Here is a 13,177-nt window from a genome sequence, read left to right as displayed (position 1 = left end):
GCTACTCCTGCGTACTAGCGATAGGTGCAGTAAAGCTTAATTCTTGATTGGCTCGCAAGCGCTGAACGCCTTCAACAACTAACGTATCGTTTGGCTGTAATGCCCCTGATACGAGTAAGCGCCCTGCCAAGCGTTGCTCTATTTTCACATCAACCCGGGTAGCTTTGTTATCCACACTCGTCCACACATATGGACCCGTTGCGCCCCACAGTAGTGCTGCTTCAGGAATAGCGGCAAAGCGTTGACCTAATACTTCTATATGTACTCGAAAACTCATACCCGGTAAGAATTGTTGATCTTTGTTATTTAACTTTGCTTTGACTCTTAAGGTACGAGTTTGTGGGTCTATACGTGAGTCTAAATAAGCTATTTCTGCCTCAACAGGCGCTTGCGATTGCCATGGGAACACGCGTACACTAGCATTATTTCTGAGCATCGCAATCGCTGATTCAGGCGCGTTAAAATTAATGTATAACTGGCGGGTATCATCGATGCTAGCAATCATTGTTTGTGTTGTGATTCTGTCACCCACTTCAATGTCAGTCAGCCCCATAGTGCCATTAAAAGGGGCACGGACTTGGCGGTCTTCTAATTCAGTTTCGGCTTGAGTGAGAGTAACTTTTGCAAGCTCCACGATGGTTTTTGCATCGTCTACATCACTTTGCGGAACAGCTCCTTTAGCTTGGCTTTGTTTTAAACGTTTTAAAGTTCGCTGACTATCTGCTAATTTTATTTTAGCCTCTTCAAGGGCCGCTTTTTGCCTACGTGAATCTAGCTCAAGTAAAATATCACCTTCTTTAACCTTATCGCCAGGTTTAAAATGAACCGCTGCTACTTTGTCACCTACGGCAGGATATAAAATAACAGAATGGATAGCTTCAGCATTACCAACAGCCTGAACCTGCTGTTGGGCTTGTTCCATAGCGATATTTTCAACGACCACGCTAGCACCAGTTACTGGCAAACTAACCGATAAAAATAAGGCCGTTATGCCCATTAAAAGATTTTGCGACTTCAAAGGATCACCCTAATTAATTATTATTTCCATTATGTTACGCAGTTTAACACCTCTATGATCAATAAATAGCTTAGTACGACTAATTAGCAAAACAACACGCTGAAATTAAACACCCACGTATTTAATACATATTCTTACACCAGCCTACAAAATCACCACATATTTTGTGCGTATTAAACACTATGATTTGGTCATTAGAGTGAATATACAAACGAGTATTTATGAATAAAAGTATAATTTTGGTTTTACTACTTAGTGGCTGTGCATCACAAGGGGTTGATCGTACGAGTCAAAATCAATTAATTAAACGCTATTATGCATCTGTTGAGTCAGAGCAAAAAGTAACACTTTCCTCTGAAGTTGGAACAGGCATAGCTGCGGGAGCGGGTTTTGGCTTTGTTGACAGCTTAGATGGCAACAGCGAAGAAATGATTGGTGGCGCTATTGTCGGCGGTTTAGTTGGAGGGTTATTTACTGCATTATTTGAGGGAGGTAATACGGCTTATCAGTATAACTTATACGCTGCTGATGAAGGTGAATTTACGGTTATTCAAAAGAAAAAACTCGATAAAAACACAGAATGTGTTCTTGTAAATTCAGCTAATAAAATTACACTTACGCCGATAGATAAAAGTTATTGTATTCGTTGATTAAGCTCAAAGTGAGTATCAAACCTTTAAGCTGCTAAGCAATGTAGCTCGCTATTTATAAATTACTTTTAAATAAAAAACCTCAATATTTACTGAGGTTTTTTAATGAATAAATAAACGCGTGGTATTATTTATTTCGTTGTGCGTCTTTTTGCGCTTTTTTTGCTTCTTTACGTTGCTGTAAAGCAGCTTGTGCTTCGTTACCAATGTGGCCTTCACCGCGTGCTTGTGCCAATTCTATTTGCTTTTGACGCTCAGCAAAACGTTCACGCTGCTCGTCGGTTACATCATCAATACAATGATGACACGACACCCCTTCCATGTATTCAGGCTTTTGCTTTTCTTCTTCTGTGATAGGCATCCGACATGCGTGACACTGATCATATGAGCCTTTTTGTAAGTCATGATTTACCGCGACACGGTTATCAAATACAAAGCACTCGCCTTCCCACATGGTTTCTTCTTTTGGTACTTCTTCTAGGTATTTTAATATGCCGCCTTCAAGGTGGTATACCTCATCAAAGCCCTGCTCTTTCATATAAGCTGTTGATTTTTCGCAACGAATACCACCTGTACAAAACATAGCTACTTTTTTATGCTTTTCTGGGTCGAGATTTTCTTTGGCCCACTGCGGAAATTCGCGGAACGTCTTCGTGTTTGGGTCGACCGCGTTTTGAAACGTACCAATTTCAATTTCATAATCATTTCGGGTATCAACAAGGATAACCTCTGGATCAGAAATAAGGGCGTTCCATTCATTTGGCTTAACATAACTGCCCACTACTTTTAATGGGTCAACGCCCTCAACACCCATAGTCACGATTTCTTTTTTAAGTTTTACTTTAGTGCGATAAAACGGGCATTCGTCATCATATGATTCTTTAGTAACAATATTGTCTAAATTAGGCTGGGTGTCTAACCACGCCAGTAAGTTATCAATGCCTTCACGTTTTGCTGAAACAGTTCCGTTAATTCCTTCTGCGGCAATTAACAAAGTACCACGCACGTCGTTTTGCTCCATTACATTAAGTAAAGGTTGGCGAAGTGCTTCAAAATCAGGTAAAGAAACAAATTTATACAGTGCGCACACAACAAAGTGATCGCTGGTTACATTATCTTTATGGATAGCAGTCATGGTTTTCCTATTTTGCCTTTAAACCCCGCAAGGGGCGTTTACCGAATCGTAAATCCGGCGCATATGGGGCGCGTATTTTACGCTTTTTTTATTTAAATGCAAAAAAATGGATGATAATGCGCTTTTTACTGTTAGCGCAGTGGCTCAGTGGGCTATAATGCGCGGATAAATTTACAAGACTTGCTCATATTGGAGAAATATACATTGCACTTTACTGATCTTGGGATTGATACTCGCCTAGAAACACAATTAGCGCACCAAGGGATCACCCAGCCTACCGATATTCAAGCTCATGCTGTGCCAACGGCACTCGCTGGACATGACATTTTCGCTCAGTCAAAAACTGGGTCAGGCAAAACTTTAGCGTTTTTATTACCTGCAGTGCAGCGAGTAATGAAACAAAAAGCACTCAGTAAACGTGATCCTCGTGTACTTATTGTTGCTCCAACTCGTGAGCTTGCAACCCAAGTGTTCACCCAACTACGATTACTTATTGCCGGTACCAATATCAAGGCAGTTAAAATTCTCGGTGGTGAAAACTTTAACGACCAAATTAAAGCACTGCGCAACGACCCACATTTTGTGGTTGCTACACCAGGGCGCTTAGCCGATCACTTAAAGCAACGCTCTTTACAGTTAAGTGGCTTAGAGCTACTTATATTTGATGAAGCTGACCGTATTTTGGATTTAGGTTTCACCGACCAGCTTAAGTTAATTAATGAACTGGCAGATCACCGATTACGCCAGACCCTATTGTTTTCAGCGACATTAGATCATGCTCAAGTAGATGCCCTTTCGCGTAATTTATTAAAAAAACCAAAACAAATTATGCTCAGTGCAGCCAATGAGCAACACAGTGATATTAAACAAACATTGTATTTAGCCGATCATCTTGATCATAAAGAAGCGCTACTTGAGCATTTCCTTAATCAAGGTAATGTAGGGCAATGTATTATATTTACTGCAACACGTGCTGATACCAGTCGCTTAAGCGAGGCATTAAATAGTAAAGGCTTTAAGTCTGTCGCACTAGCCGGGGATTTAACTCAAAGTAAGCGCCTTGATATCATGGATGCGTTTAGCCGTGAGAACTTTAAAATATTAATTACTACTGATGTTGCATCTCGCGGTTTAGATTTACTCAGTGTTACCCATGTTATTAATTTTGATCTACCAAAACACGCTGAAGAATACGTTCACCGTATTGGTCGCACAGGCCGAGCTGGTTTTAAAGGCAACGCGCTATCATTTGTTGGTCCTAAAGATTGGGCAAGTTACTTAGCAATAAAGTCATTTTTAAATGACGAATTGTCGTTTGCGGTGGTTGATGGTTTAAAAGCGAAATTTAAAGGCATCAAAGAGAAAAAGGTTACGCCAGTTAAACCAATTAAAAAGGTAGTGGCTGATAAAAAACCACATCAAAAACGCAAAGCGAAACCTAAAAAACCAGCAGCCCCAATTAAAGCACCACTCAACATTGATGGTGATACCCCGATGCGTCGTAAAAAAAAGCCTGAGCAGGAATAATTATGAGTAACCTTGGAACTACCCAAACCCTATTTGTAAAAGAAGTCAGTAATGAAGGTGCCTATTTAGATGGCCATGACTTAGGTGAAGTATTTTTACCTAAACACGAGATTAAACATGAACTTGAAGCTGGCGATAGCATCAGCGTTTTTACCTTTTTAGATAACGCAAACCTGCCAACAGCAACAACTAAAAAACCACACGCACAAGTCGGTGAATATGCCCTACTGCGCGTTAAAGAAATAAACAGCATTGGGGCTTTTTTAGATTGGGGTTTAGAAAAAGACGTACTTGCACCGTTTAATGAACAAAAACCGCGTATGCAAGAAGGCTACTCTTATTTAGTCCGTTTATATCTTGATAATGCTAGTCAACGAATTTGTGCTTCAACCAACTTTAATCGCTTTTTATCAAAAGACGAGCCGCAATATAGCCACTTGCAAGAAGTTGATTTAATTGTGGCAGGTAAAACCGATATCGGCTACAAAGTACTTATTGAAGAATCTCATTTTGGTGTTGTATTTTACAACATGGTATTTAAAAACCTATTTGTTGGTCAAAAGCTCAAAGGGTTTATTCAAAAAGTACGTGAAGACGGAAAAATTGACGTCATACTTGAAAAGCCAGGTATGGGTAAAGTCAGTGAACTTGGCGAAAAAATTATGGAAAAACTAAAAGATGAAGGTGGCATATTAGCCATAGGCGATAAGTCTGAACCTGAATTAATTAAAAAAGTATTTTCGACCAGTAAAGCAAACTACAAAAAAGCCATTGGTGGGTTATTTAAACAAGGCTTAATTGATATTGAAGCTAAGTCTATTCGTTTAAAATAATTCAATAAAAAAGCCACCTAGGTATAAACTTAGGTGGCTTTTTCGTATTTAAAATTTATAACTTAATGTTTTTGTAAGGTAAGGTACAACGTGAATATTGATTTGAATATTCAATTAATTCTTTCTTAGACGTCATATTTAACGGCGCTAATCTAAAAACTTTTTTTGTACACTCATTCTGCATTTCATCGTGTACATCAACACACTCTTTGCTACTTATATTAAGGCCAGCTAAAACACCTTCATTTGTATAGCACAAATGCTGAGCATAATTTTGAGCGATTTTTTTAAACTTAAACAAATCAACGGGGTAATCAGATACCAAATCAGTAACATTCGAAACATCATCATACATTTTAGTTGAAAAAACATATTTATTAACAGCAAAGCCACTAATGATAATTACCACTACAAACATTATTAAACGCAAAGTTAGTTCCTCACTGCATAGCCGTAATTAAATGTAGCACAAACAAAAAGAGTTGTAATAAACTCCTTATAATTATGCATACTTTAAGTTTAAGCTATTGATTTATTTACATCACTTAATACTTGCACCGGGTTTTGTGCCTGAGTAATAGGACGGCCTATTACTAAGTAGTCACTGCCAGCTTCAATGGCTTCTTTAGGTGTCATAATACGTTTTTGATCGCCCGCATCACTACCAGCAGGACGAATACCTGGGGTTACTAGTTTAAATTCTCTGCCTAAAGCCGCTTTTAGAATTTCAGCTTCTTGTGCTGAACACACTACACCATCAAGCCCTGCTTGCTTTGTTAATTTTGCTAAATGCATCACTTGCTCTTGTGGTGATTTACTAATGCCTAAACGTTTAAGCTCTACTTCATCCATGCTGGTTAAAACGGTCACTGCAATCAATAATGGGGCTTTATCGCCAAACTGCTCAAGTGCCTGCTTAGCTTTATGCATCATTTCAAAACCACCACTTGCATGGACATTAACCATCCACACGCCCATTTTAGCCGCCGCAGTTACCGCTTTAGCAACGGTATTTGGAATATCGTGGAACTTTAAATCTAAGAATACATCAAAACCTAAATCAACCAGCTCTTTAACAAATGCAGGGCCAAAATAAGTGAACATTTCTTTACCCACTTTTAATCGACAGGTATCCGGTGATAACTGTTTAACAAAAGCTAAAGCAGTTTGCTGATCATCATAATCAAGAGCGATAAGAATTTTTTTTGATTGTTCGAAAGACATAACTATCCTACTAGTGAGCGAAAAGTATAAAGATTAAAATCCGTCTAAGCCTCTGCTAGGCACAATGGTTTCCCAATGTTTACACGAAGGGCAATTCCAATAAATGGTGTAACTTGTAAAGCCACAATGCTGACATTGAAAGTCAGGCTTAGTAGCAATATATGAGGTAACAAGTTTATCTATTTGATTAAGCACATCTTTTGTATTTTTATTTTCGGCGCTCATTAACTGTAATAAAAAACTAAAACCACGAATTGTGGGCTGACGTTTTAAACTATCAGTTAAAAACTCAAAGGCTTGTTCTGTGTGGCCTTGCTCAAGCAACGCTTGGCAGTGCTGTATTTTTATCATTACTCCACCTTTTTCTAATAACTCAGCAACGAGTTCATGAAACTGATGGGTTAATTTTAGTTGCTTATAACTATGCGCTAACTTATCAATAAATAATGGCGCAAAAAAGGTAAATTGGCAGATAAGTTCTCGCCAATAATAAATTGCTTTAACGTAATCCTCTTTTGTATAGGCAGACAAACCGAGTTCATATAGAGGTCTGATTGTTTTAAAGTTTAAGCTAATAGCTTTGCGCATAAGTTGAGGGTTATTACTGGCAATAGCATGTTCACAGTAAAAGTTTGCGATGGCTTTGAAGTGTTGCTCTTTTGAAAAAAGCTCAGTATGCGCTTCAAACATATTAATGCCATTTTCCCATTCACGGGTCTGTGAATATAAGGAGATAATTGGCTCAAGAGCATCTTCATGGTTATTTTTTACCAGCCATATTAAATGTTCTTCTGCGCTATCGAGTAAACCTGCCATGATATAGTCTTCGGCTAATTCTAACCGGCTATTGGCAGCTTGTTTCTCGTTAAGGCTTGGGTGTTTTAATAGCAATTCATGAATTTTTATTGCGCGGTCGAGCTCACCACGGCGGCGAAACATAGTGGCTAAGGTAGAATAGTGTTCTACAGAGTCAGCAGCTACTTCGAGCAAATTAATTAAATGCTCAAGCCCCTGATCTTCTTCTCTGTCTAGTAAAAACTTTAAGCCTTTACTGTATTCAGAAGTAATTTGACGATTAAATTGATGAGCCTGATTTTTCGCACTGTTTTTCCCCATGATCCAGCCATAACCGGCGGCAACAGGAAGCAGTAAAAACAACAGCTCAATCATAATTAGGTATCTTTGTTGGCAATACGCTTTTTATTATCTTTTTCAGGCGTTAATTGCTTTTTTAAACGATAATTTTGCCACTTTAATTGCGTAAACAATTTAAAGCTCACAAAGCAACCCACTACAACACCTAACAAAAAGCAGATACTTATTATAACGGCTAAAGGTAATGTATTACTGGCTATTATGTAGTTAATTTGTGTTAATTGTGGATTTTGCGAACCCAATACAAATGCACCAATTAAAAATAGTGCTGCCAGAATAATTTTTAATACCTTGAACAAGTAACTACTCCAATAAGTTTACTAAGCAATGCTCTCGTTTACACGGTCACGTAGTTCTTTGCCTGGCTTAAAATGAGGTACATGCTTACCATCTAACTCTACAGTTTCACCTGTTTTAGGATTGCGACCTGTACGAGGCGCACGGTAATGCAAAGAGAAACTTCCAAAACCTCGGATCTCAATACGATCTGAAGAAGATAATGAGCCGGCCATTTGTTCAAGAATTTCTTTAACAGCGTTCTCAACATCTTTCACAGGAATATGTGAATGTTGTTCAGCAAGTGTTTCTATCAGTTCTGACTTAGTCATAGCGTTTCCTTAAAAAGAAATAGTGGAAGGGCATAAACTGCCCTTCCAATTAAAAGACTATAATTAATTAGTCTTTTTGTGCATTTGCGAAAGCAGCTGCCATTGCGTTTTCGAACACTGGCTCTTCTTTCTTAAGCTTCTCTAGTACTTCTTTCTCTTCTGCTTCGAAAAGAGCTTTAACAGATAAGCTTAAAGTGCGGTTCTTACGATCAACACCAACGTATTTAACTTCGATTTCGTCGCCTACAGAAACAACAGTAGTTGCATCTTCAACGCGCTCTTGAGCGATATCAGCTACACGGATGTAACCTTCAACGCCTTCGATAAGTTCAACAGTTGCGCCTTTCGCATCAACTTCAGTCACTTTACCTTTAACAATAGCACCTTTTTTGTTTGCATCAAGGTAGTTATTGAATGGGTCAGCTTCGATTTGCTTAACACCTAGAGAAATACGTTCACGCTCTGGGTCAACTTGCAATACGATAGCAGTGATTTCGTCGCCTTTCTTGAATTCACGTACAGCTTCTTCGCCAGGTGTATTCCAAGAAATGTCTGAAAGGTGTACAAGACCATCAATACCACCGTCAAGACCGATAAAGATACCGAAGTCAGTGATTGATTTGATCTTACCAGTAACTTGATCGCCTTTGTTTTGTAGGCGAGCAAATTCCTGCCAAGGATTAGCAATACATTGCTTAAGACCAAGAGAAATACGACGACGTTCTTCGTCGATTTCAAGAACCATAACTTCAACAGTGTCACCTAGTGAAACAACTTTTGAAGGGTGGATGTTCTTGTTAGTCCAATCCATTTCAGAAACGTGTACTAGACCTTCAACGCCTTCTTCGATTTCTACGAAGCAACCGTAATCAGTAAGGTTAGTTACACGACCAGAAAGTTTAGAACCTTCTGGGTAACGACCAGCGATAGCTGCCCATGGATCTTCGCCAAGCTGTTTAAGGCCTAGAGATACACGAGTTTTATCTTTGTCGAATTTAAGAACTTTAACTGCGATTTCGTCGCCAACATTAACGATTTCTGAAGGGTGTTTAACACGCTTCCACGCCATATCAGTAATGTGTAGTAGACCATCAACACCACCAAGGTCAACGAATGCACCGTAGTCAGTAAGGTTCTTAACGATACCTTTAACTTCTTGACCTTCAACAAGGTTAGCAAGAAGCTCTTCACGTTCTTGTGAGTTTTCTGATTCGATAACTGCACGACGTGAAACAACAACGTTGTTACGTTTTTGATCAAGCTTGATTACTTTAAATTCAAGCTCTTTGCCTTCAAGGTGAGTTGTGTCACGTACTGGACGAACATCAACAAGTGAACCAGGTAGGAAAGCACGGATTGAATCAACTTCAACTGTGAAACCGCCTTTAACTTTACCGTTGATAACACCAGTAACAGTCTCTTGCTCTTCACATGCTTTCTCAAGACGGATCCACGCTTCGTGACGCTTCGCTTTCTCACGAGAAAGGATAGTTTCACCGAAACCGTCTTCGATTGCATCTAGTGCAACATCTACTTCGTCGCCAACAGCAACTTCTAGTTCACCAGCAGCATTTTTGAACTGCTCTGCAGGGATAGCACTTTCTGATTTAAGACCAGCATCTACAAGTACAATGTTGTTCTCGATTGAGATTACTGTACCTTTAACGATAGAGCCTTGCTCTGCTTCAAAACCCTTTAAGCTTTCTTCAAATAACTGCGCAAAATTTTCTGACATACGAATATACGTCTCATATATTAATACCAATAAGCAACCATGCTGCATGGGGTTGTTAAAATAGCACTGGCATCCTGCTGGTGCATAAAATGTATTTAGCTTCGTTTAGGAAGCTTACCTTCTGAGATGCTCGCATCTAATAAAGTTATAACTTTATCAAAGACTTGCTGTGCGTTGAGTTCGCTAGTATCAAGCTCAATCGCATCCTCTGCAGGTACAAGCGGCGCAACGGCGCGATTCATATCGCGATCATCACGTGCTTGAATGTCCTGTAATAGACCACTTAGTGTAACATCAAGCCCGCGCTCATTCAACTCAACAAAACGTCTGCGAGCACGTTCTTCTGCACTTGCGGTTAGAAATATCTTTAATGGCGCATCTGGAAATACCACAGTGCCCATATCGCGGCCATCGGCAATTAAACCGTTTTCTGTCCTAAACGCACGCTGGCGGCGAAGCAACGCTTCTCGAACACGCGGTAATGCGGCCACTTTAGACGCTGCAGCACCCACTTCTTCATTTCGAATAGTGGTTGTGACATCTTCGCCTTCTAAAATAATCTTTCCTGCATTAGTGTCACTGTCTATCAAAAACTGCACATCAAGATTTGCAGCTAATGGGACGAGTGCTTCTTCGTTATCTAACGCAATTTGGTGATGAAGTGCTGCAAGTGATAGTACGCGATAAATTGCTCCGCTATCTAACACATCCCAGCCTAATTTTTCAGCCAATAGGCGACAAACAGTTCCTTTACCAGAACCACTTGGGCCATCTACGGTGATTACGGGCATTAATAACGCCGGCATTTAAAACCTCCTTCAATGCACACCAAAATAAACCGCCACATTATACGCCAATTAATAAAGATTATCCGCTTTTAGTATGTAACTTTTTATAAATACTTATAAATAGCCTATTTACTGACAGATGCTAACACGTTGAAAAATGTTGGGAATGTCTTATAAGTACAGGCTGGATCGTTAATCGTTATGGGCTTACCCCCTACTGCCACCATTGCAAAGCACATGGCAATACGATGGTCATCATAGGTATCTACAGCCACATTATTAAACTGTTTTGGCGGTGTGATCTCAATAAAGTCGTGCCCTTCTACTACTTCAGCCCCTACTTTTTTAAGCTCAGTGGCCATAGCGTGTAAACGGTCAGTTTCTTTTACTCGCCAGTTATAAATGTTGCGAATTGCCGTTGGCCCTTTTGCAAACAAGGCAACTGTAGCTAGGGTCATTGCAGCATCAGGTATTGCATTAGCATCAATATCAATACCGTTAAGCTCACCTTTACGAACAACTAAACGTTCGTCATACCAATCAATTTTGGCACCGACCTGCTCCATCACTTTAGCAAAGCCAATATCACCTTGAACTGATTTTGCGCCGACGCCTTTAATTTCTATTTCGCCGCCGGCAATTGCTGCAGCAGCAATAAAGTAAGAAGCAGATGAAGCATCCCCTTCGACCATAATTCGCTCAACGGCTTGATACTGTTGTGCACCTTTAACGAAGAACGTGGTGTAATTATCATGCTCAACGGTAACACCAAAACGCGCCATTACATCAAGAGTAATATCAATGTAAGGCTTAGACACTAACGTGCCTTTAATTTTAATGTGTGTATCGCCTTTAAATAATGGCGCAGCCATGAGCAGCGCCGTTAAAAATTGACTTGAAATACTACCGTCAATTTCGACTTCACCACCCGCTATTTTCCCGCCGACAATTTTAAGTGGCGGATAATCTTTATTTTTTAAATAACTAACATTACCACCTAAGGCTTGCAGTGCATCAACTAAGTGACCAATTGGTCGCTCTTCCATACGTGGCTCACCAATTAACTCATACTCCCCAGCAATCGCTGCAAGCACGGCCGTTAACGGACGATATGCTGTACCAGCATTACCTAAAAACAGTGGTTCAGTTGGCGTTTTAAATACGCCACCTACACCTTCGACGGTCGCGATGGTTCGCTCATCATTAAGTGTTACATTTACACCGAGCTGCGCTAATGCGCCCAACATATGACGAATATCATCACTGTCTAATAAGTTTTCTACAACCGTGGTGCCGTAAGATAATGCTGCTAATAATAGAATTCTATTTGACAAGCTCTTTGAGCCCGGCAATGTCACACTGCCATTAACTTGTGAAATAGGGGCTAAGGAAAGTTGCTCCATTAACTATTCTCCTTGGCGAAGTTAGCCATAAAATCAACTAGGGCTTTTACGCCTTCCAATGGCATCGCGTTATAAATACTGGCACGCATCCCGCCAACAATACGATGACCTTCAAGCGCTAACAAGCCTGCTTCTTTTGACTCTTTTACAAACTTATCATTTAAGCTTTCATCAACCAGCCAAAATGGCACATTCATACGTGAACGGCAATGCTTCGCTACTTTATTGGTATAAAAATCTGACTCATCAATAAAATCATAAAGCAGCTGCGCTTTGGCAGTATTATGTGCTTCCATGGCTTTTACACCGCCATTTTGTTCAAGCCATGCAAATACTTCAGCTGCTAAATACCATGCAAATGTAGGTGGGGTATTGAACATGCTACCTTGTTTTGCTTCAAGGGCATAATCTAAAATACCCGGCTTGGCGAGCCCTTCACGCTCAAGTAGCGTTTTGCGAACAATCACAATAGCAATGCCCGATGGACCGATATTTTTTTGCGCACCAGCGTAGATTAAGTCAAATTGATTAACGTCAATTTCGCGCGATAAAATAGTCGACGACATATCAGCAACAATTGGCGCCGTTGGGTGACGTGGTACATCAAAAATCTCTAGGCCATCTACTGTTTCATTGGGGCAGTAATGAATATATGCAGCATCGGCTGGTAAAACCCAATCGGCTACCTGCTTGATAGAAAATAAACCGTTATCATCATTACGTACATCAATAGTGTGGGTTTGAGTGAACTTATCGGCTTCGCTAGTTGCACTTTTTGACCAAACGCCATTTTCACAATACACCGCCTTTTTTCCATCAACGTGGAGGTTTAAAGGCACGGCACTGAATTGACCTCGACCACCACCGTGCATAAATAGCACTTCAAACTCATCACTAATATTCATTAAACGACGCAGACTAGCTTCACACTTCGCCGTTAATGCTAAAAATTCTTTACTGCGATGGCTCATTTCCATTACTGAAACGCCAAGCCCTTGCCAGTCTAAAAACTCTTTTTGTGCTTTTTGCATTACAGCCGGTGGTAACATTGCAGGACCCGCACAAAAATTATAAATACTCATTACCTTTTCCTCATTCCAG

Annotated in this window: 14 protein-coding genes; 3 read left to right on the top strand and 11 right to left on the bottom strand. The window is 40.0% G+C overall.

Annotated features, from left to right (window positions below):
* Position 1 precedes the first annotated feature (1 nt).
* Entirely contained in the window at positions 2 to 997 is a 996-nt protein-coding gene (locus tag B1F84_RS07150; RefSeq protein WP_055013297.1) for an efflux RND transporter periplasmic adaptor subunit, read from the bottom strand.
* 242 nt (positions 998 to 1,239) lie between these two features.
* Between B1F84_RS07150 and B1F84_RS07145 the strand changes: the two genes are divergently transcribed.
* A complete protein-coding gene (locus B1F84_RS07145; RefSeq protein ID WP_010389934.1) occupies positions 1,240 to 1,668 on the top strand; it encodes a hypothetical protein in 429 nt (142 codons plus the stop codon).
* A gap of 127 nt (positions 1,669 to 1,795) precedes the next feature.
* Here the strand turns inward: B1F84_RS07145 and B1F84_RS07140 are convergent, their stop codons facing one another.
* Complete coding sequence (locus B1F84_RS07140) at positions 1,796 to 2,803, bottom strand: rhodanese-related sulfurtransferase (RefSeq protein WP_010389933.1); 1,008 nt, start codon at positions 2,801 to 2,803, stop codon at positions 1,796 to 1,798.
* Positions 2,804 to 3,007: 204 nt separating this feature from the next.
* Here B1F84_RS07140 and B1F84_RS07135 point away from each other — a divergent pair, with 204 nt between their 5' ends.
* Positions 3,008 to 4,330 carry a DEAD/DEAH box helicase gene (locus tag B1F84_RS07135; RefSeq protein ID WP_131691005.1) on the top strand — a complete coding sequence of 441 codons (1,323 nt, stop codon included), beginning with the start codon at positions 3,008 to 3,010 and terminating at the stop codon, positions 4,328 to 4,330.
* Between the two features lie 2 nt (positions 4,331 to 4,332).
* Positions 4,333 to 5,163: a S1-like domain-containing RNA-binding protein gene (locus B1F84_RS07130; RefSeq protein ID WP_054200878.1), complete on the top strand. Its 831-nt coding sequence runs from the start codon at positions 4,333 to 4,335 to the stop codon at positions 5,161 to 5,163.
* A 55-nt stretch (positions 5,164 to 5,218) separates the two neighbouring features.
* Here the strand turns inward: B1F84_RS07130 and B1F84_RS07125 are convergent, their stop codons facing one another.
* The 9 genes from B1F84_RS07125 to serC all read right to left on the bottom strand — a co-directional run bounded on the left by B1F84_RS07125 (position 5,219) and on the right by serC (position 13,158).
* Positions 5,219 to 5,593 carry a hypothetical protein gene (locus B1F84_RS07125; RefSeq protein ID WP_010389930.1) on the bottom strand — a complete coding sequence of 125 codons (375 nt, stop codon included), beginning with the start codon at positions 5,591 to 5,593 and terminating at the stop codon, positions 5,219 to 5,221.
* Positions 5,594 to 5,682: 89 nt separating this feature from the next.
* On the bottom strand, positions 5,683 to 6,387 hold the full coding sequence (gene pyrF / locus B1F84_RS07120) for an orotidine-5'-phosphate decarboxylase (protein ID WP_131691004.1): 705 nt from the start codon (positions 6,385 to 6,387) through the stop codon (positions 5,683 to 5,685).
* Positions 6,388 to 6,420: 33 nt separating this feature from the next.
* Positions 6,421 to 7,557: a lipopolysaccharide assembly protein LapB gene (gene lapB, locus B1F84_RS07115; protein WP_010389928.1), complete on the bottom strand. Its 1,137-nt coding sequence runs from the start codon at positions 7,555 to 7,557 to the stop codon at positions 6,421 to 6,423.
* A gap of 2 nt (positions 7,558 to 7,559) precedes the next feature.
* Entirely contained in the window at positions 7,560 to 7,841 is a 282-nt protein-coding gene (locus tag B1F84_RS07110; protein ID WP_008114742.1) for a LapA family protein, read from the bottom strand.
* Between the two features lie 21 nt (positions 7,842 to 7,862).
* Positions 7,863 to 8,150, bottom strand: a complete 288-nt coding sequence (ihfB, locus tag B1F84_RS07105) for an integration host factor subunit beta (RefSeq protein WP_008114744.1) — start codon at positions 8,148 to 8,150, stop codon at positions 7,863 to 7,865.
* Between the two features lie 67 nt (positions 8,151 to 8,217).
* The gene (rpsA, locus tag B1F84_RS07100) at positions 8,218 to 9,885 is read right to left on the bottom strand and encodes a 30S ribosomal protein S1 (RefSeq protein WP_002961176.1); all 1,668 of its coding nucleotides are present in this window, start codon (positions 9,883 to 9,885) and stop codon (positions 8,218 to 8,220) included.
* Between the two features lie 95 nt (positions 9,886 to 9,980).
* Entirely contained in the window at positions 9,981 to 10,691 is a 711-nt protein-coding gene (gene cmk, locus B1F84_RS07095) for a (d)CMP kinase (RefSeq protein ID WP_016899929.1), read from the bottom strand.
* A gap of 107 nt (positions 10,692 to 10,798) precedes the next feature.
* The gene (gene aroA / locus B1F84_RS07090) at positions 10,799 to 12,076 is read right to left on the bottom strand and encodes a 3-phosphoshikimate 1-carboxyvinyltransferase (protein WP_131691003.1); all 1,278 of its coding nucleotides are present in this window, start codon (positions 12,074 to 12,076) and stop codon (positions 10,799 to 10,801) included.
* Positions 12,076 to 13,158, bottom strand: coding sequence for a 3-phosphoserine/phosphohydroxythreonine transaminase (serC, locus tag B1F84_RS07085; protein ID WP_131691002.1), 1,083 nt, complete (start codon positions 13,156 to 13,158; stop codon positions 12,076 to 12,078). Before serC ends, aroA begins: the two co-directional genes overlap by 1 nt.
* Positions 13,159 to 13,177 lie beyond the last annotated feature (19 nt).

The organism is Pseudoalteromonas sp. DL-6 (genome assembly GCF_004328665.1).
Taxonomy (GTDB): domain Bacteria; phylum Pseudomonadota; class Gammaproteobacteria; order Enterobacterales; family Alteromonadaceae; genus Pseudoalteromonas.
Note: the sequence above shows the minus strand (reverse complement) of the source record. Positions and strands in the feature narration are given on the sequence as shown.

Coding starts and splice junctions, on each gene's coding strand:
- B1F84_RS07140 (WP_010389933.1), bottom strand. CDS start 2,803: ATGACTGCTATCCATAAAGATAATGTAACCAGCGATCACTTTGTTGTG.
- pyrF (WP_131691004.1), bottom strand. CDS start 6,387: ATGTCTTTCGAACAATCAAAAAAAATTCTTATCGCTCTTGATTATGAT.
- lapB (WP_010389928.1), bottom strand. CDS start 7,557: ATGATTGAGCTGTTGTTTTTACTGCTTCCTGTTGCCGCCGGTTATGGC.
- rpsA (WP_002961176.1), bottom strand. CDS start 9,885: ATGTCAGAAAATTTTGCGCAGTTATTTGAAGAAAGCTTAAAGGGTTTT.
- B1F84_RS07150 (WP_055013297.1), bottom strand. CDS start 997: ATGGGCATAACGGCCTTATTTTTATCGGTTAGTTTGCCAGTAACTGGT.
- aroA (WP_131691003.1), bottom strand. CDS start 12,076: ATGGAGCAACTTTCCTTAGCCCCTATTTCACAAGTTAATGGCAGTGTG.
- ihfB (WP_008114744.1), bottom strand. CDS start 8,150: ATGACTAAGTCAGAACTGATAGAAACACTTGCTGAACAACATTCACAT.
- serC (WP_131691002.1), bottom strand. CDS start 13,158: ATGAGTATTTATAATTTTTGTGCGGGTCCTGCAATGTTACCACCGGCT.
- B1F84_RS07130 (WP_054200878.1), top strand. CDS start 4,333: ATGAGTAACCTTGGAACTACCCAAACCCTATTTGTAAAAGAAGTCAGT.
- B1F84_RS07145 (WP_010389934.1), top strand. CDS start 1,240: ATGAATAAAAGTATAATTTTGGTTTTACTACTTAGTGGCTGTGCATCA.
- cmk (WP_016899929.1), bottom strand. CDS start 10,691: ATGCCGGCGTTATTAATGCCCGTAATCACCGTAGATGGCCCAAGTGGT.